At 69.1% G+C, this 21,163-nt stretch carries 17 protein-coding genes; 6 read left to right on the top strand and 11 right to left on the bottom strand.

Annotated elements, in window-relative coordinates; genetic code table 11:
• The first annotated feature begins 144 nt into the window (after positions 1–144).
• On the top strand, positions 145–2,283 hold the full coding sequence (locus BX283_RS26005) for a prolyl oligopeptidase family serine peptidase (protein ID WP_101389911.1): 2,139 nt from the start codon (positions 145–147) through the stop codon (positions 2,281–2,283).
• Positions 2,284–2,309: 26 nt separating this feature from the next.
• Here BX283_RS26005 and BX283_RS26000 read toward each other — a convergent pair whose 3' ends face one another.
• Positions 2,310–3,371 (bottom strand): hypothetical protein, encoded by a 1,062-nt coding sequence (locus BX283_RS26000; protein WP_101389910.1) that lies wholly within the window; start codon positions 3,369–3,371, stop codon positions 2,310–2,312.
• 445 nt (positions 3,372–3,816) lie between these two features.
• On the opposite strand from BX283_RS26000, the gene BX283_RS25995 reads away from it, so the two are divergent.
• The 5 genes from BX283_RS25995 to BX283_RS25975 all read left to right on the top strand — a co-directional run bounded on the left by BX283_RS25995 (position 3,817) and on the right by BX283_RS25975 (position 9,993).
• Positions 3,817–4,845 carry an ABC transporter permease gene (locus BX283_RS25995; protein WP_101389909.1) on the top strand — a complete coding sequence of 343 codons (1,029 nt, stop codon included), beginning with the start codon at positions 3,817–3,819 and terminating at the stop codon, positions 4,843–4,845.
• A gap of 71 nt (positions 4,846–4,916) precedes the next feature.
• Positions 4,917–6,656, top strand: a complete 1,740-nt coding sequence (locus BX283_RS25990; RefSeq protein ID WP_306822867.1) for an ABC transporter substrate-binding protein — start codon at positions 4,917–4,919, stop codon at positions 6,654–6,656.
• Between the two features lie 64 nt (positions 6,657–6,720).
• Positions 6,721–7,698 (top strand): ABC transporter permease, encoded by a 978-nt coding sequence (locus tag BX283_RS25985; protein WP_101389907.1) that lies wholly within the window; start codon positions 6,721–6,723, stop codon positions 7,696–7,698.
• 64 nt (positions 7,699–7,762) lie between these two features.
• Complete coding sequence (locus tag BX283_RS25980; RefSeq protein WP_101389906.1) at positions 7,763–8,830, top strand: ABC transporter ATP-binding protein; 1,068 nt, start codon at positions 7,763–7,765, stop codon at positions 8,828–8,830.
• Between the two features lie 26 nt (positions 8,831–8,856).
• Positions 8,857–9,993, top strand: a complete 1,137-nt coding sequence (locus BX283_RS25975; protein WP_101389905.1) for an ABC transporter ATP-binding protein — start codon at positions 8,857–8,859, stop codon at positions 9,991–9,993.
• 215 nt (positions 9,994–10,208) lie between these two features.
• Here the strand turns inward: BX283_RS25975 and BX283_RS25970 are convergent, their stop codons facing one another.
• The 10 genes from BX283_RS25970 to BX283_RS25925 form a co-directional block, all read right to left on the bottom strand.
• Entirely contained in the window at positions 10,209–11,237 is a 1,029-nt protein-coding gene (locus BX283_RS25970) for an ABC transporter ATP-binding protein (RefSeq protein ID WP_101389904.1), read from the bottom strand.
• Positions 11,230–12,204, bottom strand: a complete 975-nt coding sequence (locus tag BX283_RS25965; protein ID WP_101389903.1) for an ABC transporter ATP-binding protein — start codon at positions 12,202–12,204, stop codon at positions 11,230–11,232. The genes BX283_RS25970 and BX283_RS25965 overlap by 8 nt, the downstream gene beginning before the upstream one ends.
• 13 nt (positions 12,205–12,217) lie before the next feature.
• Positions 12,218–13,237 (bottom strand): ABC transporter permease, encoded by a 1,020-nt coding sequence (locus tag BX283_RS25960; RefSeq protein ID WP_101389902.1) that lies wholly within the window; start codon positions 13,235–13,237, stop codon positions 12,218–12,220.
• Positions 13,230–14,153, bottom strand: coding sequence for an ABC transporter permease (locus BX283_RS25955; protein ID WP_101389901.1), 924 nt, complete (start codon positions 14,151–14,153; stop codon positions 13,230–13,232). Before BX283_RS25955 ends, BX283_RS25960 begins: the two co-directional genes overlap by 8 nt.
• A gap of 72 nt (positions 14,154–14,225) precedes the next feature.
• Positions 14,226–15,854, bottom strand: coding sequence for an ABC transporter substrate-binding protein (locus BX283_RS25950; RefSeq protein ID WP_101389900.1), 1,629 nt, complete (start codon positions 15,852–15,854; stop codon positions 14,226–14,228).
• Between the two features lie 110 nt (positions 15,855–15,964).
• The gene (locus BX283_RS25945; RefSeq protein WP_101389899.1) at positions 15,965–16,876 is read right to left on the bottom strand and encodes an N-acetyltransferase; all 912 of its coding nucleotides are present in this window, start codon (positions 16,874–16,876) and stop codon (positions 15,965–15,967) included.
• 119 nt (positions 16,877–16,995) lie between these two features.
• Positions 16,996–18,144, bottom strand: a complete 1,149-nt coding sequence (locus BX283_RS25940; protein ID WP_101389898.1) for an ABC transporter ATP-binding protein — start codon at positions 18,142–18,144, stop codon at positions 16,996–16,998.
• Complete coding sequence (locus tag BX283_RS25935) at positions 18,137–19,192, bottom strand: ABC transporter ATP-binding protein (RefSeq protein WP_101389897.1); 1,056 nt, start codon at positions 19,190–19,192, stop codon at positions 18,137–18,139. Before BX283_RS25935 ends, BX283_RS25940 begins: the two co-directional genes overlap by 8 nt.
• Before the next feature lie 14 nt (positions 19,193–19,206).
• Positions 19,207–20,148, bottom strand: coding sequence for an ABC transporter permease (locus BX283_RS25930; RefSeq protein ID WP_101389896.1), 942 nt, complete (start codon positions 20,146–20,148; stop codon positions 19,207–19,209).
• Entirely contained in the window at positions 20,141–21,067 is a 927-nt protein-coding gene (locus BX283_RS25925; protein ID WP_101389895.1) for an ABC transporter permease, read from the bottom strand. The genes BX283_RS25930 and BX283_RS25925 overlap by 8 nt, the downstream gene beginning before the upstream one ends.
• Between the last annotated feature and the right edge of the window lie 96 nt (positions 21,068–21,163).

The raw sequence follows: 21,163 nt of genomic DNA, 5'->3' as shown, positions 1-21,163 counted from the left end.
GCCAGGGGGCATGCAGAGTCATACCCACCCCCCACTATGGATCATAACTATCCGGCGGAACGCATTGATCGGTGCACGGGCGCACAAGGGGCGCACACCCCCCACGTACGAGCAGGTGCGGACGGGTGCCGCTAGGTTCGCCCCATGACCTCAATTGCCCCCGGAAAGACCTCGTTTCCCCGTCAGTACGCCAGGACCCAGCGCTTCACGCTCGGTGCGCCCCGCGCTTTCACGGTGGCCCCGGACGGCAGCCGGGTGGCCTTTCTGAGGGCGCCAGGGGGTACGGATCCGGCCAACAGCCTCTGGGTGCTCGATCTGGCGGACGGCGCGCGCGAACGGCTCGCGGCGGACCCCCGGGCGCTCCTCGGCGGCGCCTCGGAGGAGCTGTCGGAGGAGGAGAAGGCGCGGCGCGAGCGCAGCCGCGAGGGCGGCGCGGGCATCGTCGGCTATGCGACGGACGCGGCGGTGGAGCTGGCCGCCTTCGCGCTCTCGGGGCGCCTGTTCACGGCCGAGCTGCGCGCCGGGACCACCCGTGAACTGCCCGTTCCCGGCCCGGTGATCGACCCGAGGCCGTCGCCCGACGGGCGCCTGGTGGCCTATGTGGCGCGGGGCGCCCTGCGGGTCACCGGAGCGGACGGCGAGGGCGACCGGGCGCTGGCCGAGCCGGAGTCGCCGGAGATCACCTACGGGCTCGCGGAGTTCATCGCGGCCGAGGAGATGGACCGCCCGCGCGGCTACTGGTGGTCCCCCGACGGGGACGCGCTGCTCGTGGCGCGGGCCGACGAGAGCCCCGTGCGGCGCTGGTGGATCTCCGACCCGGCCAACCCCGACCGTGAGCCGCAGCGGGTCGCCTATCCGGCGGCGGGCACGCCCAACGCCGAGGTGCGGCTGTTCCTGTACCGGCTCGACGGCTCCCGGACCGAGATCGTCTGGGACCGGTCGCGCTACCCGTATCTGGCGCGGGTGCACTGGTCGGCGGCGGGGGCGCCGCTGCTCCTGGTGCAGGCCAGGGACCAGCGGGTGCAGCTGCACCTGACCGTCGACACCACCGACACCGCTTCCGGGACGACCCGGACGGTGCACGCGGACGAGGACGCGGTATGGCTCGATCTTTTCCCCGGCGTCCCGGCCTGGGCGCCGGACGGACGGCTGGTGCGGATCGCGGACGAGGGCGGGGCGCGCGTGCTCACGGCGGGCGACCGTCCGCTGACCGGAGGGCAGCTGCAGATCCGGGCCGTGCTCGACATCGGGGACGACGACATCCTGGTCTCGGCGTCGGCCGGCGAGGCGGCCCGTGCTCCCGAAACCGGAGAGATCCATGTGTACCGGGTCAATGAGCTGGGTATCGAGCGGGTTTCGGAGGGTGCCGGGGTGCACTCGGCGGTCCGGGGCGGACCGGTGACGGTTCTCACTTCGGCCCGTCCGGACAGCCCGGGCACCACGGTCCGGGTGGAACGGGACGGCAAGCCGGTCGCGGTGGTCGAGTCGTACGCGGAGACCCCCGTGCTCACGGCCCGGGTCCGGCTGACCGAGGGGGGCGCACGGCGGATCCCATGCGCCGTGCTGCTCCCCACCGAATACTCGGAATCGGACGGTCCTCTTCCCGTGCTGATGGACCCGTACGGCGGCCCCCACGGCGGGCGTGTCTACGCCGCCCACAACGCCCATCTCACCTCGCAGTGGTTCGCGGACCAGGGCTTCGCGGTGATCGTGGCCGACGGGCGCGGCGCCCCCGGCCGCTCCCCCGGCTGGGAGAAGGCGATCCGGGACGACTTCACGCTCACCCTCGACGACCAGATCGAGGCGCTGCACGGCCTCGCGGGCAGCTTCCCGCTGGATCTGGGCCGGGTGGCGATGCGCGGCTGGTCCTACGGCGGCTATCTCTCCGCGCTCGCGGTGCTGCGCCGGCCCGACGTCTTCCACGCGGGGATCGCGGGCGCGCCGGTGACCGACTGGCGCCTCTACGACACCCACTACACCGAGCGCTACCTCGGCGACCCGCAGGGCAGCCCCTCGGTGTACGAGGCGAACTCGCTGGTCACCGACTCCGGGCTGTCCCAAGCGGCCGAGCAGCACCGGCCGTTGATGCTCATCCACGGTCTGGCCGACGACAACGTGGTGGCCGCGCACACCCTGCGGCTCTCCTCGGCCCTGCTCGCCGCCGGACGCCCCCACGAGGTGCTGCCGCTGACGGGCGTGACGCATATGACCCCGCAGGAGCAGGTGGCGGAGAACCTTCTGCTGCTCCAAGTGGACTTCCTGAAGCGCTCGTTGGGGATCTGAGTCCCCTTCCCCGCCGCCCGCGTGCCTCACCAGCCTGGCGGCGGGGAGGAGGGCGGCGGGGGCGGCCCGAAGCCCTGGGGCGGCGGGCCGAAGCCGCCGTGGCTGTCCTGCGGCCCCTGCGGCGGGTGGGGCGCGTACGGCGGATAGGCCGGGGACCACGGCGTCCCGGGCACGCCCGCCGGGTCGTCGGGGCCGCGCCGGGCGAGCACCGGGATCAGCGCGAGGCCCGCCGCCAGCTGGAAGAACCACGTCACCACCTGCAACTGGGCACTCGTCTCCGCGTCCCCGAAGTGGTCGAGCAGGTCGAACCGCACGGCCAGGGCGATCCCGATGGCGCCGGAGGAGACGAGGAAGGCGGCCGCGATCAGACCGAGCGGCCGTACGTAGCCGGCCCGTGCGAGGCCGCCGCCCGCTGCCGTCAGGGCGATCGCCGCGATGACGAGGGCCGCCCAGCCGCCGGGCACCCACAGCAGCGGCAGGTGCTTGCCGGTGAACCGCCTCTCGTACACGTCGCCGGGCAGTTCCACGGCCCAGTAGATCTCCCAGGCCACCGCCACCAGACCGGCCGCGCCGAGCAGCAGGAACGCGGTGGTCCCGGCGCCCGCGCCGGGCCGGGCCCGCGTCCTGGGGCCCGGGGCGGTGTCGGGTCTGCGTCCGGCGGCGGCCGTGATCACCAGGGCGAGCCCGGCCGCGAGGGCCCCGAAGGTACTGAGCACCGCCCGCCGGTGCAGATCGTGCAGGGCGGTCGAGTCCGTCCAGTCGTCGTGCAGCACCCACAGCGAGGAGACCCGCAGCGCCGCGGTGACCGCCCCGACGCTGCACAGCACGGCCGCGGCGGACGGGGAGCGGGGCACGACCGCGGCCGCCACCGCGTAGACCAGGAGCAGGACCGGGTCGAGGATGCCGGTGGTCAGCGGGGCGCGGCCGCCGCGCTTGGGGACGCCGGTCCAGAACCACCCGAGGTCGCTCATGCTGCGGGCGGCGTGGATGTCACGGGCGATCCAGGCGGCCGTGACCAGCGCGAGGAAGGCACACAGGAGTGCCCCGGTCAGTCTGGCCCCGGCCGTGAGTGTCTGTGGCTGCGTCATGCCCCTTGCCGTCCCCCCGGTTGGCGTGGCGAGCGCCTGCTCGGGCGAATCCTCCACCCGCGGTGCTCGGATGGACAAGAGGGGTGCGTGACCCGGGCGTGGCACGGGCGGCCGACCGGGGCGACTTGACGGTCCCGGTCGGCCTACGGCACCCGCACGGCCGTACGGTGTTCAGCGTGACGCGTTCGTATATCGGTGTTGCGTCAGTCAAGTTGCCTGCTTGTTAACGAAATTGATGGGCATTTATGGAGTCATGTCGCCCGCTCCGCCGCCCTGTCAAGCACGTAGTCGCCTCGATGTGCGAAATCTTGTGCCAAGTTCTCCCGTGATCACACACAAGCATGCTCAAACCTCTTGACGCACAAGGCCGGGCCCATGAATGTTCCGGTCAATCAATGACGCCTTCGGGCGCCGTTCGACTCTCTCGGTGCGGGGGCTATGCGCGATGACGAGTTCAACCCAGGCCGCCACAGAACCAACTGATCCTCTGCCACCCGGCGGGGATTCCGGAACGGGCACGGGACTGACGGCGACCGAACTCATTGGACGCTCTCCCGGCTCTCTCGCCTGGGCGAGATTCAAACGCGACCGGGTGGGCATCGCCTGCGCGGTCACGGTGCTCGCCTTCATTCTCATCGCTTTCGCGGCACCCTTGATCGCGAAGCTGTACGGCAAAGATCCTTATCAGCTCTACGGTCAGGACCGCGGGCTGCTGAACAGCTACGGCATTCCGCTGAAGCCCAACGGCGGCGTCGACGCGGACTTCTGGTTCGGCGTCGAACCGAACCTGGGCCGCGATGTGTTCACGCTGTTGATCTACGGGATCCGGACCTCGCTGTTCATCTCGCTGGCGGTCACCGTCGTCTCGGTGGTGACCGGGGTGCTGATCGGCCTGGTCCAGGGCTATATGCACGGCAAGGTCGACTACTTCCTGGGCCGGTTCTCGGACCTGATGCTGTCGTTCCCGCAGCAGTTGTTCTTCATCGCCTTCACCCCGGTGATCGTGGCGCTGTTCGTCTCTCCCCGGGACGAGGAGCCCACATATGTGCGGATCGTGGCACTGATCCTGGTGCAGTTCCTGCTCGGGTGGATGGTGGTGGGCCGGCTGGTGCGGGCCCAGGTGCTTTCGCTGCGCGAGCGCGAGTTCATCGAGGCCGCCAGACTCAGCGGCGCCTCGAACTGGCGGATCATCCGCAAGGAAGTCCTGCCGAACATCTGGTCGACCGTTCTCGTTCAGGCCACACTCCTGCTTCCGGCCAATGTCACCGCGGAGGCGGGACTTTCCTTTCTGGGCGTCGGTATCCAGCCACCGACCCCGGACTGGGGGCTGCTTTTCCAGTCGGGCGCCTCGTACTTCGAGTCCGACGTCACCTTCATGTTCTTCCCCGGCATCGCGATGCTGATCTTCGTCGTCGCCTTCAACCTGCTCGGGGATTCGGTCCGGGACGCACTCGACCCCAAGACCGTCCGCTGAACCGTCCACATCCTGACAGGCAGGAATCAATGAGAATTCGCAAGGCGCGCTACGCCTCCGCGTTTCTGGCGGTGGGGGCTTTGACACTGTCTGCTGCGTGCAGCAGCGGCGGGGCCGACGACGAGAAGAAACCCGCGGGCGACGACAAGAAGGCGTCGGTGCAGAACTTCGGCATCGGCTCCAAGGCCGACTCCACGGGACCGGCGGTGCCCGTCGAGGGCGCCAAGCCGGGGGGTACGGCCTACGACCTGGACCAGGCGGGCTTCGACTATCTGGACCCGGGCCAGCAGTACGTCAGCGACATGCTCTCGCTGCAACTGCTCTACAACCGCTCGCTGACCGGCTACAAGATCGACGCCAAGACAGGCAAAACGATTCTGGTGGGCGACCTCGCCACCGACACGGGCACCTCCTCGGACGGCGCCAAGACCTGGACGTACACGCTCAAGGACAACCTGAAGTTCGAGGACGGCACACCGATCACGTCCAAGGACATCAAGTACGGCATCGAGCGGCTCTTCGCGGACTACCAGACGCAGGGCCCGCAGTACGTCCAGAAGTGGATGCTCGGCGTCGACTACCGCAAGGCCTACAAGGGCCCGTACGACGGCAAGGAGCTGCCCGACACGGTCCTGGCGACGCCCAACGACAAGACCCTCGTCTTCCACTTCAAGGAAGCGCACGCGGACGCCCCGTACGCGATGTCCATGCCGAACGTGTCGCCGGTGCCCAAGGCCAAGGACGACAAGCAGAAGTACAACAACCACCCGGTCGCCTCCGGCCCGTACAAGATCGCGGACTACAAGCCGGGCAAGTCGCTGTCGTTCGTGCGCAACACCAACTGGGACCCCAAGTCCGACCCGATCCGCAACGCCTACCCCGACAAGTGGGAGTTCCAGCTCGGCATCGCCGAGCCGGGCCTCACCAACCGGATGGCCGCCCAGTCCGGGCCCGACAAGTACGCCGTGAACCTGTCCGGCTCCGCCGACCCGTCGAAGATGCAGACGCTGACGACGGACGCGCAGTACAAGTCGCGGATCGTCAACGAGTACCAGCCGTACGTCGAGGTCATGAACATCAACACCAAGCGGATCACCAACCCCAAGGTCCGCCAGGCGATCATGTACGCCTTCCCGCAGCAGCAGGTGCTCCAGGCCTTCGGCGGCGGCGCGCAGGGTGAGCTCGGCACCACGCTGCTCAGCCCGACGGTGGCCGGCTGGGCGAAGTTCGACCCGTTCGGCAAGCTCGCCAAGCCCATGGGCGACCCGGAGAAGGCCCAGGCGCTGCTGAAGGAGGCCGGGGTCGCCACCCCGGTCAAGCTCTCCTACGCGTACGCCAACACCCCGCGCTGGCAGAACGTCTCGCTGACCGTCCAGAAGGCGTTGGAGAAGGCCGGCTTCCAGGTGGAGCGCAAGGCCGTCGACCCGACCTCGTACTACACGGTGGTCGGCAAGGTGAACACGCCGTACGACATCTACCGCACCGGCTGGGGCGCCGACTGGCCGAGCGCCTCGACCGTGGTCCCGCCGACCATGGACGGCCGCAACCTCCAGGACGGCACCAACAACTACGCGTTCCTGAACGACCCGAAGGTGAACTCCGAGATCGACCGGATCATGGCGCTCACCGACATCGCCAAGCAGAACGAGGAGTGGCGCAAGCTCTCCGAGTACGTGCTGCAGACCGACACGTCGCAGATCCCGTTCATCTACGACAAGTACTTCAACCTGCACGGCGACGGCCTCGGCGGCGTCACCTACAACCAGGTGTTCGGCACCATCAACCCGAGCACCATCTTCGTGAAGCAGTAGCCGTGGCGGCCCGGTCCCCGGCCCGCCTCACGGGCCGGGGACCGCATACAGACGGAAGAGTCCGATGCTCCGCTTCCTTGTGCGACGACTGCTCGGCGCCGCGGTCATCCTGCTGCTGATCAGCGCCATCACGTACTTCCTCTTCTTCTTCCTGCCCTCCGATCCCGCCTTGCTGTCCTGCGGCAAGAACTGCGACCCGCAGAACGTCGCGCTGATCCGCAAGAACCTGGGGCTCGACCATCCGATCTGGGTCCAGTACTGGCACTTCATGGTGGGCATCTTCGCCGGGCGCGACATGCCCGTCGGGCACTGCCCGGCGCCCTGCTTCGGCTACTCCTTCGCCGACCAGCAGCTGGTGTGGAACACCATCTCCGACCGCTATCCCACGACGCTGTCGCTGGGCGTCGGCGGCGCCGCGATCTTCCTGAGCGTCGGCGTGGGCCTCGGCCTCGTCTCCGCCTGGCAGCAGGGCAGGCTCTTCGACCGGGTCGCGAGCGCGGCCTCGCTGCTCGGCCAGTCCGTGCAGATCTACTTCATCGGCCCGATCGCCATCTTGGTGCTCTCCACCAAGCTGGACCTGGTCGACCGCGGCCACGACCCGCACTGGACCAGCGACCCGGCCGGTTCGGTGTCGGGACTGCTGCTGCCCTGTCTGATCCTGTCGGTCATCTTCTGGTCCAACTACAGCCGCCAGACCCGGTCGTTGATGGTCGAGCAGATGTCGGAGGACCATATCCGCGCGGCCCGCGCCAAGGGCATGAGCTCGCGCTACGTCTTCCTGCGGTACGCGCTGCGCGGCGCGATGGCCACCGTCATCACCATCTTCGGCGTCGACCTCAGCGCGGTGCTCGGCGGCGCGATCATCACCGAGGTCACCTTCGGGCTGCACGGCCTCGGCTCGCTCTCGGTGCAGGCCGTGCTCCGCAGCGACCTGCCGCTGGAGATGGCCGTGATGCTCATCGGCGCCACGATCATCGTCCTCTGCAACATCGTCGTCGACATGGCGTACGCCTTCATCGACCCGCGGATCCGGCTCTCCTGAGCGCGCGCCGACCCTCACGGTCCCGGAACCCCGGGACCCAGGAACCTCCGGAGGAGAACCGTCCGTGAGCACCCTCAGCCAGCCCGCGACGAAGCCGGCCGCCGACGCGTCCCGCGGCTTCCTCTCGGTCCGTGACCTGTACGTCCACTTCGCCACCGAGGACGGCACCGTCAAGGCGGTCGACGGGCTCTCCTTCGACCTCGCGCGCGGCTCGACGCTCGGCATCGTCGGCGAGTCGGGCTCCGGCAAGTCCGTCACCAACCTCGCGGTCCTCGGTCTGCACAACCCGCGCAACACCACGATCCGGGGCGAGATCCTGCTCGACGGGCAGGAGCTGACCGGCGCCTCGGAGCGCCGGCTCTCCCAGCTGCGCGGCAAGAAGATGGCGATGATCTTCCAGGACTCGCTGGCCGCGCTCTCGCCGTACTACACGGTGGGCCGCCAGATCGCCGAGCCGTACATGAAGCACATGGGCGCCTCCCGCAAGGAGGCCCGCGAGCGGGCGATCCAGATGCTCGGCAAGGTCGGCATCCCGCAGCCCAGGCTGCGGGTCGACGACTACCCGCACCAGTTCTCGGGCGGGATGCGCCAGCGGGCGATGATCGCGATGGCGCTGGTCTGCGACCCGGAGCTGATCATCGCGGACGAGCCGACGACCGCGCTCGACGTGACCGTCCAGGCGCAGATCCTCGACCTGCTCAAGGACCTCCAGCAGGAGACCGGTTCGGCGATCATCATCATCACCCACGACCTCGGCGTGGTGGCGAAGACCGCGGACGACGTGATGGTGATGTACGCGGGCCGCTGTGTGGAGCGCGGCACGGTACGGGAGATCATGCGCACCCCCCGCCACCCCTACAGCTGGGGGCTGCTCGGCTCGATCCCCCGGCTCGACTCGCCCGTGGACCTGCCGCTGGTGCCGATCCCGGGGACCCCGCCGAGCCTGCTCTCGCCGCCGCCGGGGTGCCCCTTCCATCCGCGGTGCGCCTTCCCGGACCAGGTCGCGGGCGGCGCGTGCGGTACGGAGCGGCCGGTGATCCCGGAGGACGAGCCGCACGGGGCCGCCTGCCATCTGACGTCCACTCAGAAGTCCACCATCTTCGCCGAGCAGATCCGGCCGCGGCTGCGCTGACGCCGACCAGGAGTCGAGAACACATCATGAGCGAACAGCTGAGCCTCACGAAGGTTCCGGGGCCGCGCGACGACGACGGCGGCCGGGAGCCGTCCGCCCCGCTGCTCGAAGTGGCCGGGCTCGTCAAGTACTTCCCGATCACCAGCGGCCTCGTCCTCAAGCGCCACGTCGGTGACGTACGCGCGGTGGACGGCGTCGACTTCACCATCGGGCAGGGCGAGAGCCTGGGCCTGGTGGGCGAGTCGGGGTGCGGCAAGTCGACCACGGGCCGGCTGATCACCCGGCTGCTCGAACCGACCCGGGGCACCATCACGTACGACGGCCGGGACATCAGCCACGCCTCGCGCAAGGAGCTGGCGCCGATCCGGTCCGAGATCCAGATGATCTTCCAGGACCCGTTCGCCTCGCTCAACCCGCGCCAGACCGTCGGCGACATCATCTCCAACCCGATGGTCGTCAACGGCGTCAATCCGCCGGGCGGCCGGGAGAAGCGGGTGCGCGAGCTGCTGGAGATCGTCGGCCTCAACCCCGAGCACTACAACCGCTTCCCGCACGAGTTCTCCGGCGGCCAGCGCCAACGCATCGGCGTGGCACGGGCGTTGGGACTCAAGCCGCGGCTGATCGTGGCGGACGAGCCGGTCTCCGCGCTCGACGTGTCGATCCAGGCGCAGGTGGTCAACCTGCTCCAGAACCTCCAGCGGGAGATGGGCATCGCGTTCCTGTTCGTCGCCCACGACCTGGCGATCGTGCGGCACTTCTCACAGCGGGTCGCGGTCATGTACCTGGGCCGCATCGTCGAGATCGGCGACCGGGCCTCCATCTACGACCGGCCCCGCCACCCGTACACGCACGCGCTGCTGTCGGCCGTGCCGGAGGCGGTGGTGGACGACGAGGGCGAGGGGCGCGAGCGGATCCGGCTCGCCGGTGACGTGCCGTCCCCGATCGACCCGCCGTCGGGGTGCCGGTTCCGCACGCGGTGCTGGAAGGCGGCCGAGCGCTGCGCCTCCGAGACACCGCCGCTGGTACGTCTTGAGGGAAACCGGGAGGGGCATCTGACCGCGTGCCACTTCCCCGAGGAACCGACGGTCGCGGCGCGGGGCGAGGACGTGGTGCTCGATCCCGCGCTCGCCGCGATCGAGGAGGCGACGGATACCACCCATTGACCCGGGTTCGTGGTGCCTCCGCTTCGGAGCCGGGCCCGCGTCCGTACACCCCGCCACACCACGGACGCGGGCTCCGGCGTGCGGCCGCTGTGCGCAGGGGATTCGGCTGCGGACCGGTGGGTGGCTGGTCGCGCAGTTCCCCGCGCCCCTAGAGGGTTAGGGGCGCGGGGAACTGCGCGACCAGTTGGGGACGACCCGCAGACGAACACCGGGCGTCACTCCGGCGGCACCACCGTCTTCTCCTCCGCGAAGTGGCAGGCCGACGGGTGGTGGGCCGGTCCCTGCAGGAGTTGGAAGACCGCCGGGACCGCCAGCTCCGGCACCTCCAGCGTGCAGCGCTCCTGCGCCTTCCAGCACCGCGTGCGGAACCGGCACCCCGAGGGGATGTTCGCCGGGGACGGCACATCCCCGGAGAGAATGATCCGCTCCCGGTGCTCCCGCGCCGACGGATCGGGCACCGGGACGGCGGAGAGCAGCGCCTGCGTGTACGGATGCGTCGGGTGGTCGTAGATCTCCTCGTCCCGGCCGATCTCCACGATCCGGCCCAGGTACATCACCCCGACCCGGTCCGAGATGTGCCGCACGATCGACAGGTCGTGCGCGATGAAGACGTACGAGAGCGAGAACTCGTTCTGCAGGCGCTCCAGCAGGTTCACCACCTGCGCCTGGACCGAGACGTCGAGCGCCGAGACCGGCTCGTCCGCCACGATGATCTCCGGCTGGAGCGCGAGGCCGCGGGCGATGCCGATGCGCTGGCGCTGGCCGCCCGAGAACTGGTGCGGATAGCGGTTGATGTACTCCGGGTTGAGCCCCACCACGTCCAGCAGGTCCTGCACCTTGCGGCGCCGGTCGCCCTTGGGGGCCACCTCGGGGTGGATCTCGTACGGCTCACCGATGATGTCGCCGACCGTCATCCGCGGGTTCAGGGACGTGTAGGGGTCCTGGAACACCATCTGGATGTTGCGGCGGACGGACCGCAGGGCCTTGCCGGACATCTTGGTGATGTCCGTGCCCTTGTACTTGATCTGCCCCGCCGTCGGGCGCTCCAGATTCACCAGCATCTTGGCGACCGTCGACTTGCCGCAGCCCGACTCCCCGACGATGCCCAGGGTCTCGCCGGCCACCAGGTCGAAGGAGACGCCGTCGACCGCCTTGACCGCGCCGACCTGCTTCTTGAAGAGGATGCCCTGGGTCAGCGGATAGTGCTTGACCAGGTCGCGCACTTCCAGAATCGCCTCAGCCATTCAGGCACTCCTTCCAGAAGTGGCACGCGCTCCTGCGGCCCTCGGAGACGTTCGCCAGCGGCGGGACGTCCGTGCGGCACACGTCCTGCGCCATCGGGCAGCGCGGATGGAAGGCGCAGCCGGACGGGATGTGCATGAGGTTGGGCGGCAGGCCCTTGATCGCGTACAGCTCCTGGCCCTTCTGGTCCAGGCGCGGGATCGATTCGAGCAGACCCCGGGTGTACGGGTGCGCGGGAGCCTTGTAGATCTCGTGGACCGGGGCCTCCTCGACGATCCGGCCCGCGTACATCACCGCGATCCGGTCCGCGACGTCCGCGACCACCCCCAGGTCGTGGGTGATCAGGATCAGCCCCATGTTCATCTCGCGCTGGAGCTCCGCGAGCAGGTCCATCACCTGGGCCTGGACGGTGACGTCGAGCGCGGTGGTCGGCTCGTCCGCGATGATCAGCGCGGGCTCCAGGGCCATTGCCATGGCGATCATGATGCGCTGGCGCATACCGCCGGAGAACTGGTGCGGGTACTGCCCGATCCGCTCCTTGGCGGCCGGGATCCGCACCCGGTCCATCAGCTCGACCGCCTTGGCCTTGGCGTCGGCCCGGGACATCCCCCGGTGCACGGAGAACATCTCGCCGAGCTGCGCGCCCACGCTCAGCACCGGATTGAGCGAGGACAGCGCGTCCTGGAAGATCATCGCCATTCCGGAGCCGCGGATCCTGCGCCGCTCGTCCTCCTTGAGCTTCAGCAGGTCCTGGCCCTGGAAGACGATCTCGCCGCCGGTGATCCGGCCGGGCGGCATGTCGAGGATGCCCATCACGGCCTGCGCGGTCACCGACTTGCCGGAGCCGGACTCGCCGAGCACCGCCAGCGTCTCCCCGGCCGCCACCGAGTAGGTGACCCCGTTGACGGCCTTGGCGATCCCGTCCCTGGTCCTGAACTCGACCTGGAGGTCGCGCACTTCGAGCAGCATGGCGTCCAACTCCTCAGCGCAGCTTGGGGTCGAGGGCGTCGCGCACCGCGTCGCCGAGCATGATGAACGCGAGCACCGTGACCGCCAGCGCCCCGGCCGGCCACAGCAGCATGTGCGGCGCGTTGCGGATGTACGGGGAGGCGGCCGAGATGTCGATGCCCCAGGAGACGGACGGGGGCTTCAGCCCGACGCCGAGGTAGGAGAGCGTGGCTTCGAGCGAGATGTACGTACCGAGCGCGATGGTCGCCACGACGATCACCGGGGCCACCGCGTTGGGCGCGATGTGGCGCAGCAGCATCCGGGAGTTGGTGGCGCCGAGCGCGCGGGCCGCCTGGACGTAGTCGTTCTGTTTGGCGGTGATCACCGAGCCGCGCGCGATCCGGGCGATCTGCGGCCAGCCCAGCAGGATCATGAAGCCGATCACCGGCCAGACGGTGGTCGAGGTGACCACGGACAGGAACACCAGACCGCCAAGGACCACCGGGATGCCGAAGAAGATGTCGGTGATCCGGGAGAGCAGCGCGTCCCAGCCGCCGCCGAAGAACCCGGCGAGCCCGCCCAGGACCGAGCCGAAGAGCGCGACCCCGAGGGTGGTGCAGACGCCGACGGTGACCGAGGTCCGCGCCCCGTACACGGTCCGGGTGTAGACGTCGCAGCCCTGCCCGTCGTAGCCGAAGGGGTGGCCGGGCCGGGGGCCGAGCTGGGCCTTGGAGAGGTCGCACTTGAGCGGGTTGCCGGAGGCGATCAGGGACGGCCACAGCGAGATGACGACCAGGAAGAGGATGATCAGGCCGGAGACGATGAAGACGGGGTTGCGCCGCAGGTCCCGCCAGGCGTCGCCCCAGAGGCTGCGCGGCTTGCCCGCGGGGCCGGTGCCCTCCGGGCCGCCGGGCGTCCGCTCCAGGGTCGCGCCCTCGCTGATCGCGAGGTCCATCGCGCCGCCGGTCCCGGTCGGGGCGATGGCTCCCTGGCCGACGCCGCCCCCGCCGGTCGCGGAGATCGCGGCGCCTTCGTCGAAGTCGGGCTCAGGCATAGCGGATCCTCGGGTCGAGTACGGCGTACAGGAGGTCGACGACGAGATTCGCCACCAGGAACACCAGCACCAGGACGGTCACGAAGCCGACGACGGTCTGGGTGCTCTGGCGCAGGATGCCCTGGTAGAGCTGGAAGCCGACGCCGTGGATGTTGAAGATCCGCTCGGTCACGATCGCCCCGCCCATCAGGGCGCCCACGTCCGTACCGATGAAGGTGACCACCGGGATCAGCGAGTTGCGCAGCAGATGGCGGGTGATCACCCGGCGTCTGGGGAGGCCCTTGGCGACGGCGGTGCGGACGTAGTCGGCACGGGAGTTCTCCGCGATCGAGGTCCGGGTGAGCCGGGTGACGTACGCCAGCGAGACCGAGGCGAGGACCAGGCCGGGGATCAGCAGTTCGTCGAACGGCGCGTCCGGGGTCACCGACGGCTTGATCCACTTCCATTCGACGCCGAGCAGCAGCTGGAGCACCAGACCGGTGACGAAGGTCGGGATCGCGATGACGACGAGGGTGAGGATCAGCACCGCGGTGTCGATGGGGCGGCCGCGCCGCAGACCGGTGACCACGCCGAGGGTGATGCCGATGACGATCTCGAAGAGGATCGCGATGATCGTGAGCCGGATGGTGACGGGGAAGGCCGTCGACATCAGCTCGGTGACCTCCTGGCCGTTGAACGCGGTCCCGAAGTCACCGGTGAACACGTTCCCCATGTACGTCGCGTACTGCTGCCAGACCGGCTTGTCGAGACCGAACTCCTGCTTGAGGCGGGCGGCGGTGGCCGGGTCGCACGCCTTGTCGCCGCAGAGCCCGGCGATGGGGTCGCCCATCACGTTGACCATCAGGAAGATCAGCAGCGTGGCACCGAAGAAGACCGGGATCATCTGCAGCAGACGCCGGATCACATAACGTCCCATGAACTGCTCCGAGAGTCTGGGAAGGGGTCCGGCCCGGCGCGGGGCGCGCGCCGGGCCGCACCTCCGCCGGCGTCAGCTGACCTTGATCTCGTTGTAGACGGGGACGCTGAACGGGTTCAGCGCGACATTGGAGACCCGGGTCGAGTAGCCGGCGCTGCCGTTCTGGTACCAGAGCGGGATGGCGCCCATCTGGTCCCGCAGCACCTCTTCGGCCTTCTGGAAGAGGTCGACCGCCTTGGCCTTGTCCGTCTCCGCGTTGGCCTCGTTCACCAGCTTGTCGAACTCGGCGTTGGTCCACTTGCCGTCGTTGGACGAGGCGTTGGTGTAGTACAGCGGCTGGAGGAAGTTCTGGATCAGCGGGTAGTCCATCTGCCACCCCGCCCGGAACGGGCCGGACATCTTGCTCTGGGTGATCTGGCTGCGGAAGTCGGCGAAGGTGCCGACCGGGTTGCCCACGCACGCCCTGTCGTTGCCCAGCGCGTTGTTGACGCTGTTGCAGATGGCGTCGACCCACTCCTTGTGCGAGCCGGTGTCCGCGTTGTACGAGATCTTCACCTGGCCGCCGGGGATCCCGCCGCCCTCCTCGATCAGCTTCTTCGCCCCGGCCGGGTCGTACTTGCAGGCGTCGCCGCAGAGCCCGGCCTTGTAGCCGCCGTCCGCGCCGAGCACCGGCGAGGTCCAGTCGGTGGCGGGGGTGCGGGTCTTCTGGAAGATCGTGTCGGTGATCTGCGCGCGGTTGATCGCCATCGACAGGCCCTTGCGGACCTTCACCGCGCCCGGCGTGTTCCAGGCCTCGTCGTAGTACGGGAACGCGAGCGTCTGGATGATGCCGGCCGGGGTGTTGATGTACCGGTCGCCGAGGTCCGCCTTGACGTTCTTGAGCTGGGAGGCGGGCACGTCGTCGACGAGGTCGAGGTTGCCGGCGGTCAGGTCGGTGTAGGCGGTGTTGTTGTCGGTGTAGACCTTCAGGTCGACCCCGCCGTTCTGCGCCTTGTCGGGGCCCGGGTAGCCGTCCCACTTGCGCATCTCCAGCTTGGAGCCCTTGCTGTACGAGTTCACCGTGTACGGGCCGTTGCCGACCGGCTTGGACAGCCACGCCGCGTGGTTGTCGAAGAAGGCCCTGGGCAGCGGGGCGAAGGCGTTGTAGCCGAGGGTGTCGGGCCAGGTGGAGAACTTCTGGTTGAGCTTGACGGTGAAGGTGCGCTCCCCGGTGACCTTCAGGCCGGAGAGGGTCTCCGCGCTCGGCTCGCCCTTGTCGGGGTGGGTCTTGTCGTAGCCCTCGATGTATCCGAAGAAGTACGCGTTCTTCTGGTTGTTCTTGAGGCTGGCGCCGTAGTTCCAGGCGTCCACGAAGGACTTCGCGGTGACCTTCTCGCCGTTGGAGAAGGTCCAGCCGTCCTTGACGGTGACGTTGAAGGTGGTCGAGTCGGTGGTCTCGATCTTCTCGGCGAGCATGTCCTTGGCCTCGCCGGTCTTCGAGTCGTACCGCTTGAGCCCCCGGAAGAGCATGTCGAGGACCTTGCCGCCCTGCACCTCGTTGGTGTTGGCGGGCTCCAGCGGGTTCTGCGGATCGCCCCAGGACGAACTCACGATGCCGGAGGCACCGCTGCCACCGCCGCTGTCTCCGCCGCCGCAGGCCGTCGCGGCCAGGGCGACGACCACCGCACATGCGGTCCACTTGGCGTGCGTGGCTCCGCGCATGGAGTCCTCCTAGAGTCCCAAAGCATCACTTAGGGCCAAATATCACCCCAGGAGAGGACAGGGTGCACCTCTGCCGCACCCGAATGGGCGGAGGAATGAGCCGTGCGGCCTCACACCGCCGGGCGTGCCTCCCAGGTGTCCACCGCGTAGTGCACGCCCATGCCGTGCGCCTCGTACAGCCGCGGCGCCCCCGTGGCGTTCTCCGTGTCGACGCCGAGGCCGATCGTGTCGCGGCCGCGGCGTGCGTATATGGCGAAGGCGTGGCGCAGCAGGTGGCCGGCCAGGCCCCGGCCGCGGAACTGCTCGCGGACGCCCAGCGTGCGGATCCAGCCCATGCCCTCGCGGTCGTCGCGGGTGATCAGGACCGCCGCGTCGCCGAGGCCGTCGACGGAGGCGATCCACACCAGCGGCCAGTCGGGGGTGACCTGGCGCAGCCACTCCTCGTACCCCTGCGGGCGGAAGTCGAAGTGGTGGGCGAACGTCTCCTGGTGCAGGCGGTGGGCTGCCCGGCGGTCGGCGTCGTCCGCGCAGGGGCGCAGCCGCACCCCTGCGGGCGGCTCGGGGAACGGGTCGGCCTCCGGGGAGACCGGGCGGGTCAGGACGTGGTGGCGGCGCACCGTGCGCCAGCCCCGGCCGGTGAGCAGCGCGGTGTCCAGGGTGGGGTTCGCGTTGAGGTGGAGGTGGATCACCGCGTGGTCCGCGCCCGCCTCGGCGGCGAGCTCGCGCGAGCGCGCCTCGGCCAGGTCGAGCAGGAGGGCGCCCGCGTCCTGGCGGTCGGGCAGTACGTAGTGGTCGATGTCGACGGCGCCGTCCGGTCCCACGTCGAGGACCGCCGCGTACGCCACCGCGCGCCCGTCCGCCACCGCCACCCAGGCGTCCCGCGCCTTCGCCAGGTCCTCCTCGACCTCGCCTGGCGCGGTCTCCGGCGCCCCGATCTCGATCTCGTCGACGGCGTTCAGCAGAGCGCAGACCGCCTGGGCGTCCTCGGTCGTGGCGGCCCTGACCCCGTTCCCGTTCTCCATCCGGCCACTGTCGGGCCCAAGTCGCCCGCCCCGCAACGCAATTACCCGGGTACGCGCAAGGGGCGCCCGGAACCGTGAGGTTCCGGGCGCCCCTTGGGTGCGGCGCGGGTGGGACGCGGTCAGGCCGCGCCCACGACGTCCTTCTCCTCGGCGAAGTGGCACGCCGACTCGTGCGCGGCCGGGGTGTCCTGACCCCGGAAGCGCTCGGGCACCGCGAGGAGCGGCATCTCGGTGGAGCAGCGCTCCTCCGCCTTCCAGCAGCGGGTGCGGAAGCGGCAGCCCGACGGCGGGTTGGCGGGCGAGGGAACGTCACCCGTGAGGATGATCCGCTCCCGGTGCTCGCGCGCCGACGGGTCCGGCACCGGCACCGCGGAGAGCAGCGCCTGGGTGTACGGGTGCGTCGGGTGCTCGTAGATCTCCTCGTCCGTGCCGATCTCGGCCATCTTGCCGAGGTACATCACACCGACGCGGTCGGAGATGTGCCGGACGATGGAGAGGTCGTGCGCGATGAAGATGTAGGAGAGGTTGAACTCGTCCTGCAGCTTCTCCATCAGGTTGATGACCTGCGCCTGGACCGACACGTCGAGCGCGGAGACCGGCTCGTCGCAGATGATGATCTCGGGGTTGAGCGCGAGGCCGCGGGCGATGCCGATGCGCTGGCGCTGACCGCCCGAGAACTGGTGCGGGTACCGGTTGATGTACTCCGGGTTGAGGCCCACCACGTCCAGGAGCTCCTGGACCTTGCGGCGCCGGTCGCCCTTGGGGGCCACCTCGGGGTGGATCTCGTACGGCTCACCGATGATGTCGCCGACCGTCATCCGCGGGTTCAGGGACGTGTACGGGTCCTGGAACACCATCTGGATGTTGCGGCGGACGGCCTTCAGCGCGCGCCCGGACAGCTTGGTGATGTCCTGGCCCTTGTAGAAGACCTCGCCTGCGGTCGCCTTCTCCAGCGTCATCAGCAGCTTGGCGACGGTGGACTTGCCACAGCCGGACTCGCCGACGATGCCCAGGGTCTCGCCCTGGTACAGGTCGAAGGAGACCCCGTCCACGGCCTTGACCGCGCCGATCTGCTTCTTGAAGAGGATGCCCTGGGTCAGCGGGAAGTGCTTGACCAGGTTGCGCACCTGGAGGATCGGCTCGCCGCGGTCGACCTGGACGTCGAGGAGGGCCTCGACCTCGGTCGTCGTCGAGGCGTCCTTCTTGATGACGTCGGTGACGCTGGGAGTCGCGTCCACGGCCGTCTCCTTCTTGACCGGCTCAGCCATGGATCGTCTCCTTCCAGAAGTGGCAGGCGCTGCCGCGGCCCGTCAGCTCGCTGCCGTCCCGCTCGGTGACCTGGTGCAGCACCGGGGCGTCCGTACGGCAGATGTCGTCCGCCTTGGGGCAGCGCGGGTTGAAGGCGCAGCCGGCGGGGACCTTGAGCAGGTTGGGCGGCAGGCCCTTGATCGCGTACAGCTCCTGGCCCTTCTGGTCCAGGCGCGGGATCGAGTCGAGCAGACCCCGGGTGTACGGGTGCGCCGGGCGCTTGTAGAGCTCGTGCACCGGTGCGGTCTCCACGATCCGGCCCGCGTACATCACGGCGATCTTGTCCGCGACGTCGGCGACCACGCCGAGGTCGTGGGTGATCAGGATCAGACCCATCTGGTACTCGCGCTGGAGCTCCGCGAGCAGGTCCATGACCTGTGCCTGGACCGTCACGTCGAGCGCGGTGGTCGGCTCGTCCGCGATGATCAGGTCGGGCTCCAGGGCGAGCGCCATCGCGATCATGATGCGCTGGCGCATACCGCCGGAGAACTGGTGCGGGTAGTCGTTGACCCGCGCGCTCGCCGCCGGGATCTTGACCTTGTCCATCAGCTCGATGGCCTTGGCCTTGGCCTCCTTGCGGGAGGCGCCCTGGTGGACCCGGAACATCTCGCCGAGCTGGTAGCCCACGGAGAGGACCGGGTTGAGGGAGGAGAGCGCGTCCTGGAAGATCATCGCGATCTTCTGGCCGCGGATCTTCCGCCGCTCCTCGCCGGACATCTTCAGCATGTCCTTGCCGCGGAACAGGATCTCGCCCTGCGGAATGCGGCCCGGGGGCATGTCCAGGATGCCCATGATCGCCTGCGCGGTCACGGACTTGCCGGAGCCGGACTCGCCGAGGACGGCGAGGGTCTCGCCGGCCGAGACGGTGTAGTTGACGCCGTTGACGGCCTTGGCGATGCCGTCCCGGGTGTGGAACTCGACGTGCAGATCGCGGACTTCGAGGAGCGGAGTGCTGTCGCTCTCGGATCGCGGGGCGGGTACACCCGCCGTTTTCTCAATGGTGGTCATGGAGTACGCCCTCCCTAGCGCATCTTCGGGTCGAAGGCGTCGCGGACCACGTCGCCGAGCATGATGAACGCCAGCACGGTGATGCTGAGCACGGCGGCGGGGAAGAGCAGGGCGTGCGGGGAGGTCAGGAACCGGTCCGTCGCGTCACTGATCATCAGACCCCACGAGATGTTGGGGTGCTGGATGCCGATACCGAGGTACGACAGCGCCGCCTCGGCGGAGATGTAGACACCGAGGTTCATCGTCGTGACGACGATGACCGGCGCGAGCGTGTTCGGCAGGATGTGCCGGAACGCGATCCGCGTGGTGTCGGCGCCGAGCGCCTTCGCCGCCATGACGTAGTCGTTGTGCTTGTTGGCGATGACCTCGCCGCGCATGATGCGGTAGACCTGCGGCCAGCCGAGCACGGCCATGATCAGCGACACCGACCAGGCGTCGCCGCCGCCGACGATCGACATGATCAGCAGCGCGCCGACGATGAGCGGCAGCGCGGAGAACACCTCGGTCACACGCGACAGGACCGAGTCGAGCCAGCCGCCGCGCAGACCCGCGATGATGCCGAGCAGACCGCCCAGCGCCGTCGTCGCCAGCGTGGTGACCACACCGACGATGATCGAGTTGCGGGTGCCGAAGACGGACCGCGTGTAGATGTCGCAGCCCTGGACGTCGTAGCCGAACATGTGGCCCGACGACGGCGGGTTGAGCGAGTTCTGGAGCTGGCAGAAACCGTCGCTGAACGGGCTGCGCGAGGTGAACAGGCCGGGGGCGATCGCCAGCGCCAGCAGGATCACGATGACGAACGCGGAGATGTAGAACATCGGCCGCTTGCGCAGGATCTCCCAGCCGTCGCGGAGCAGGCTCGCCTGGCGGGCCGCCGCCTTCTCCTCGGCCTCGGTCGCCTTGTCGCTCACCGCACCGTCGGCCGGCGCGGTCTTCTCTATGGTCTTCTCACTCATAGCGGATCCTCGGGTCGAGCACGGCGTAGAGAAGGTCTACGACGAGGTTGGCCACCAGGTAGATCAGGACGAGCAGGGTGACCAGACCGACCACCACGGGCCGCTCGCGCAGGTAGACGGACTTGGCGAGCTGGCCGCCGATGCCGGGCAGGTTGAACAGCCGCTCCGTGATGATCGCGCCGCCCATCAGCGCACCGAGGTCCATGCCCAGGAAGGTGACCACGGGGATGAGCGAGTTGCGCAGCGTGTGGATGCCGATCACACGGCGCCGGGGCAGGCCCTTGGCGATCGCGGTGCGCACATAGTCGGCGCGGATCGACTCCATCATGCTCGCCCTGGTCAGACGCGCGATGTACGCCATCGACGTCGACGCCAGCACGAACGCCGGAAGGATGTAGCTGTTGGGCCAGCCGTCGTCGATACCGGCGACCGGGGTGATGCCCACCTTCACACCGAGCTCCAGCTGGAGCACGCTGCCGAGGACGAACACCGGGATCGAGATCAGCACGAGGGTGCTGATCAGAACCAGGTTGTCGACGAACTTGCCCTTCTTCAGCGCGGCGAAGATACCGGCGGTGATGCCGATGACGGCCTCGATGCCGAACGCGGTGAGGGCGAGCTTGAGGGTGACCGGGAAGCGCTCGCTGACGATGTCCGAGATCGGACGACCGGTGTACGTGGTACCGAGGTCACCGGTGAAGACACCGGTGATGTAGTGCCAGTACTGCACGATCTTCGGGTCGTTGAGGTGGTACTGCTCGCGCAGCATCGCCGCGACATTGGGGTCGGCGCGCTTCTCGCCGGCCAGGGCCTGGATCGGATCGCCCTTGAGTGCGAAGACCAGGTAGAAGATGAGGAACGTAACGCCTATCAGTACAGGGATCGCCTGCAGGATACGGCGCACGACGAATCGGCCCATCGGTTCTCCAGAGGGGTGCTGACTCGCCCGGTGCCGGTGAGGGGTGGCAGAACGGACAAGGCGGACGGCAGACAGGGTGGGCAGGGAGAGACCCGG

The organism is Streptomyces sp. TLI_146 (assembly GCF_002846415.1).
GTDB lineage: Bacteria > Actinomycetota > Actinomycetes > Streptomycetales > Streptomycetaceae > Streptomyces.
This window is presented reverse-complemented; position numbering and strand designations above follow the sequence as displayed.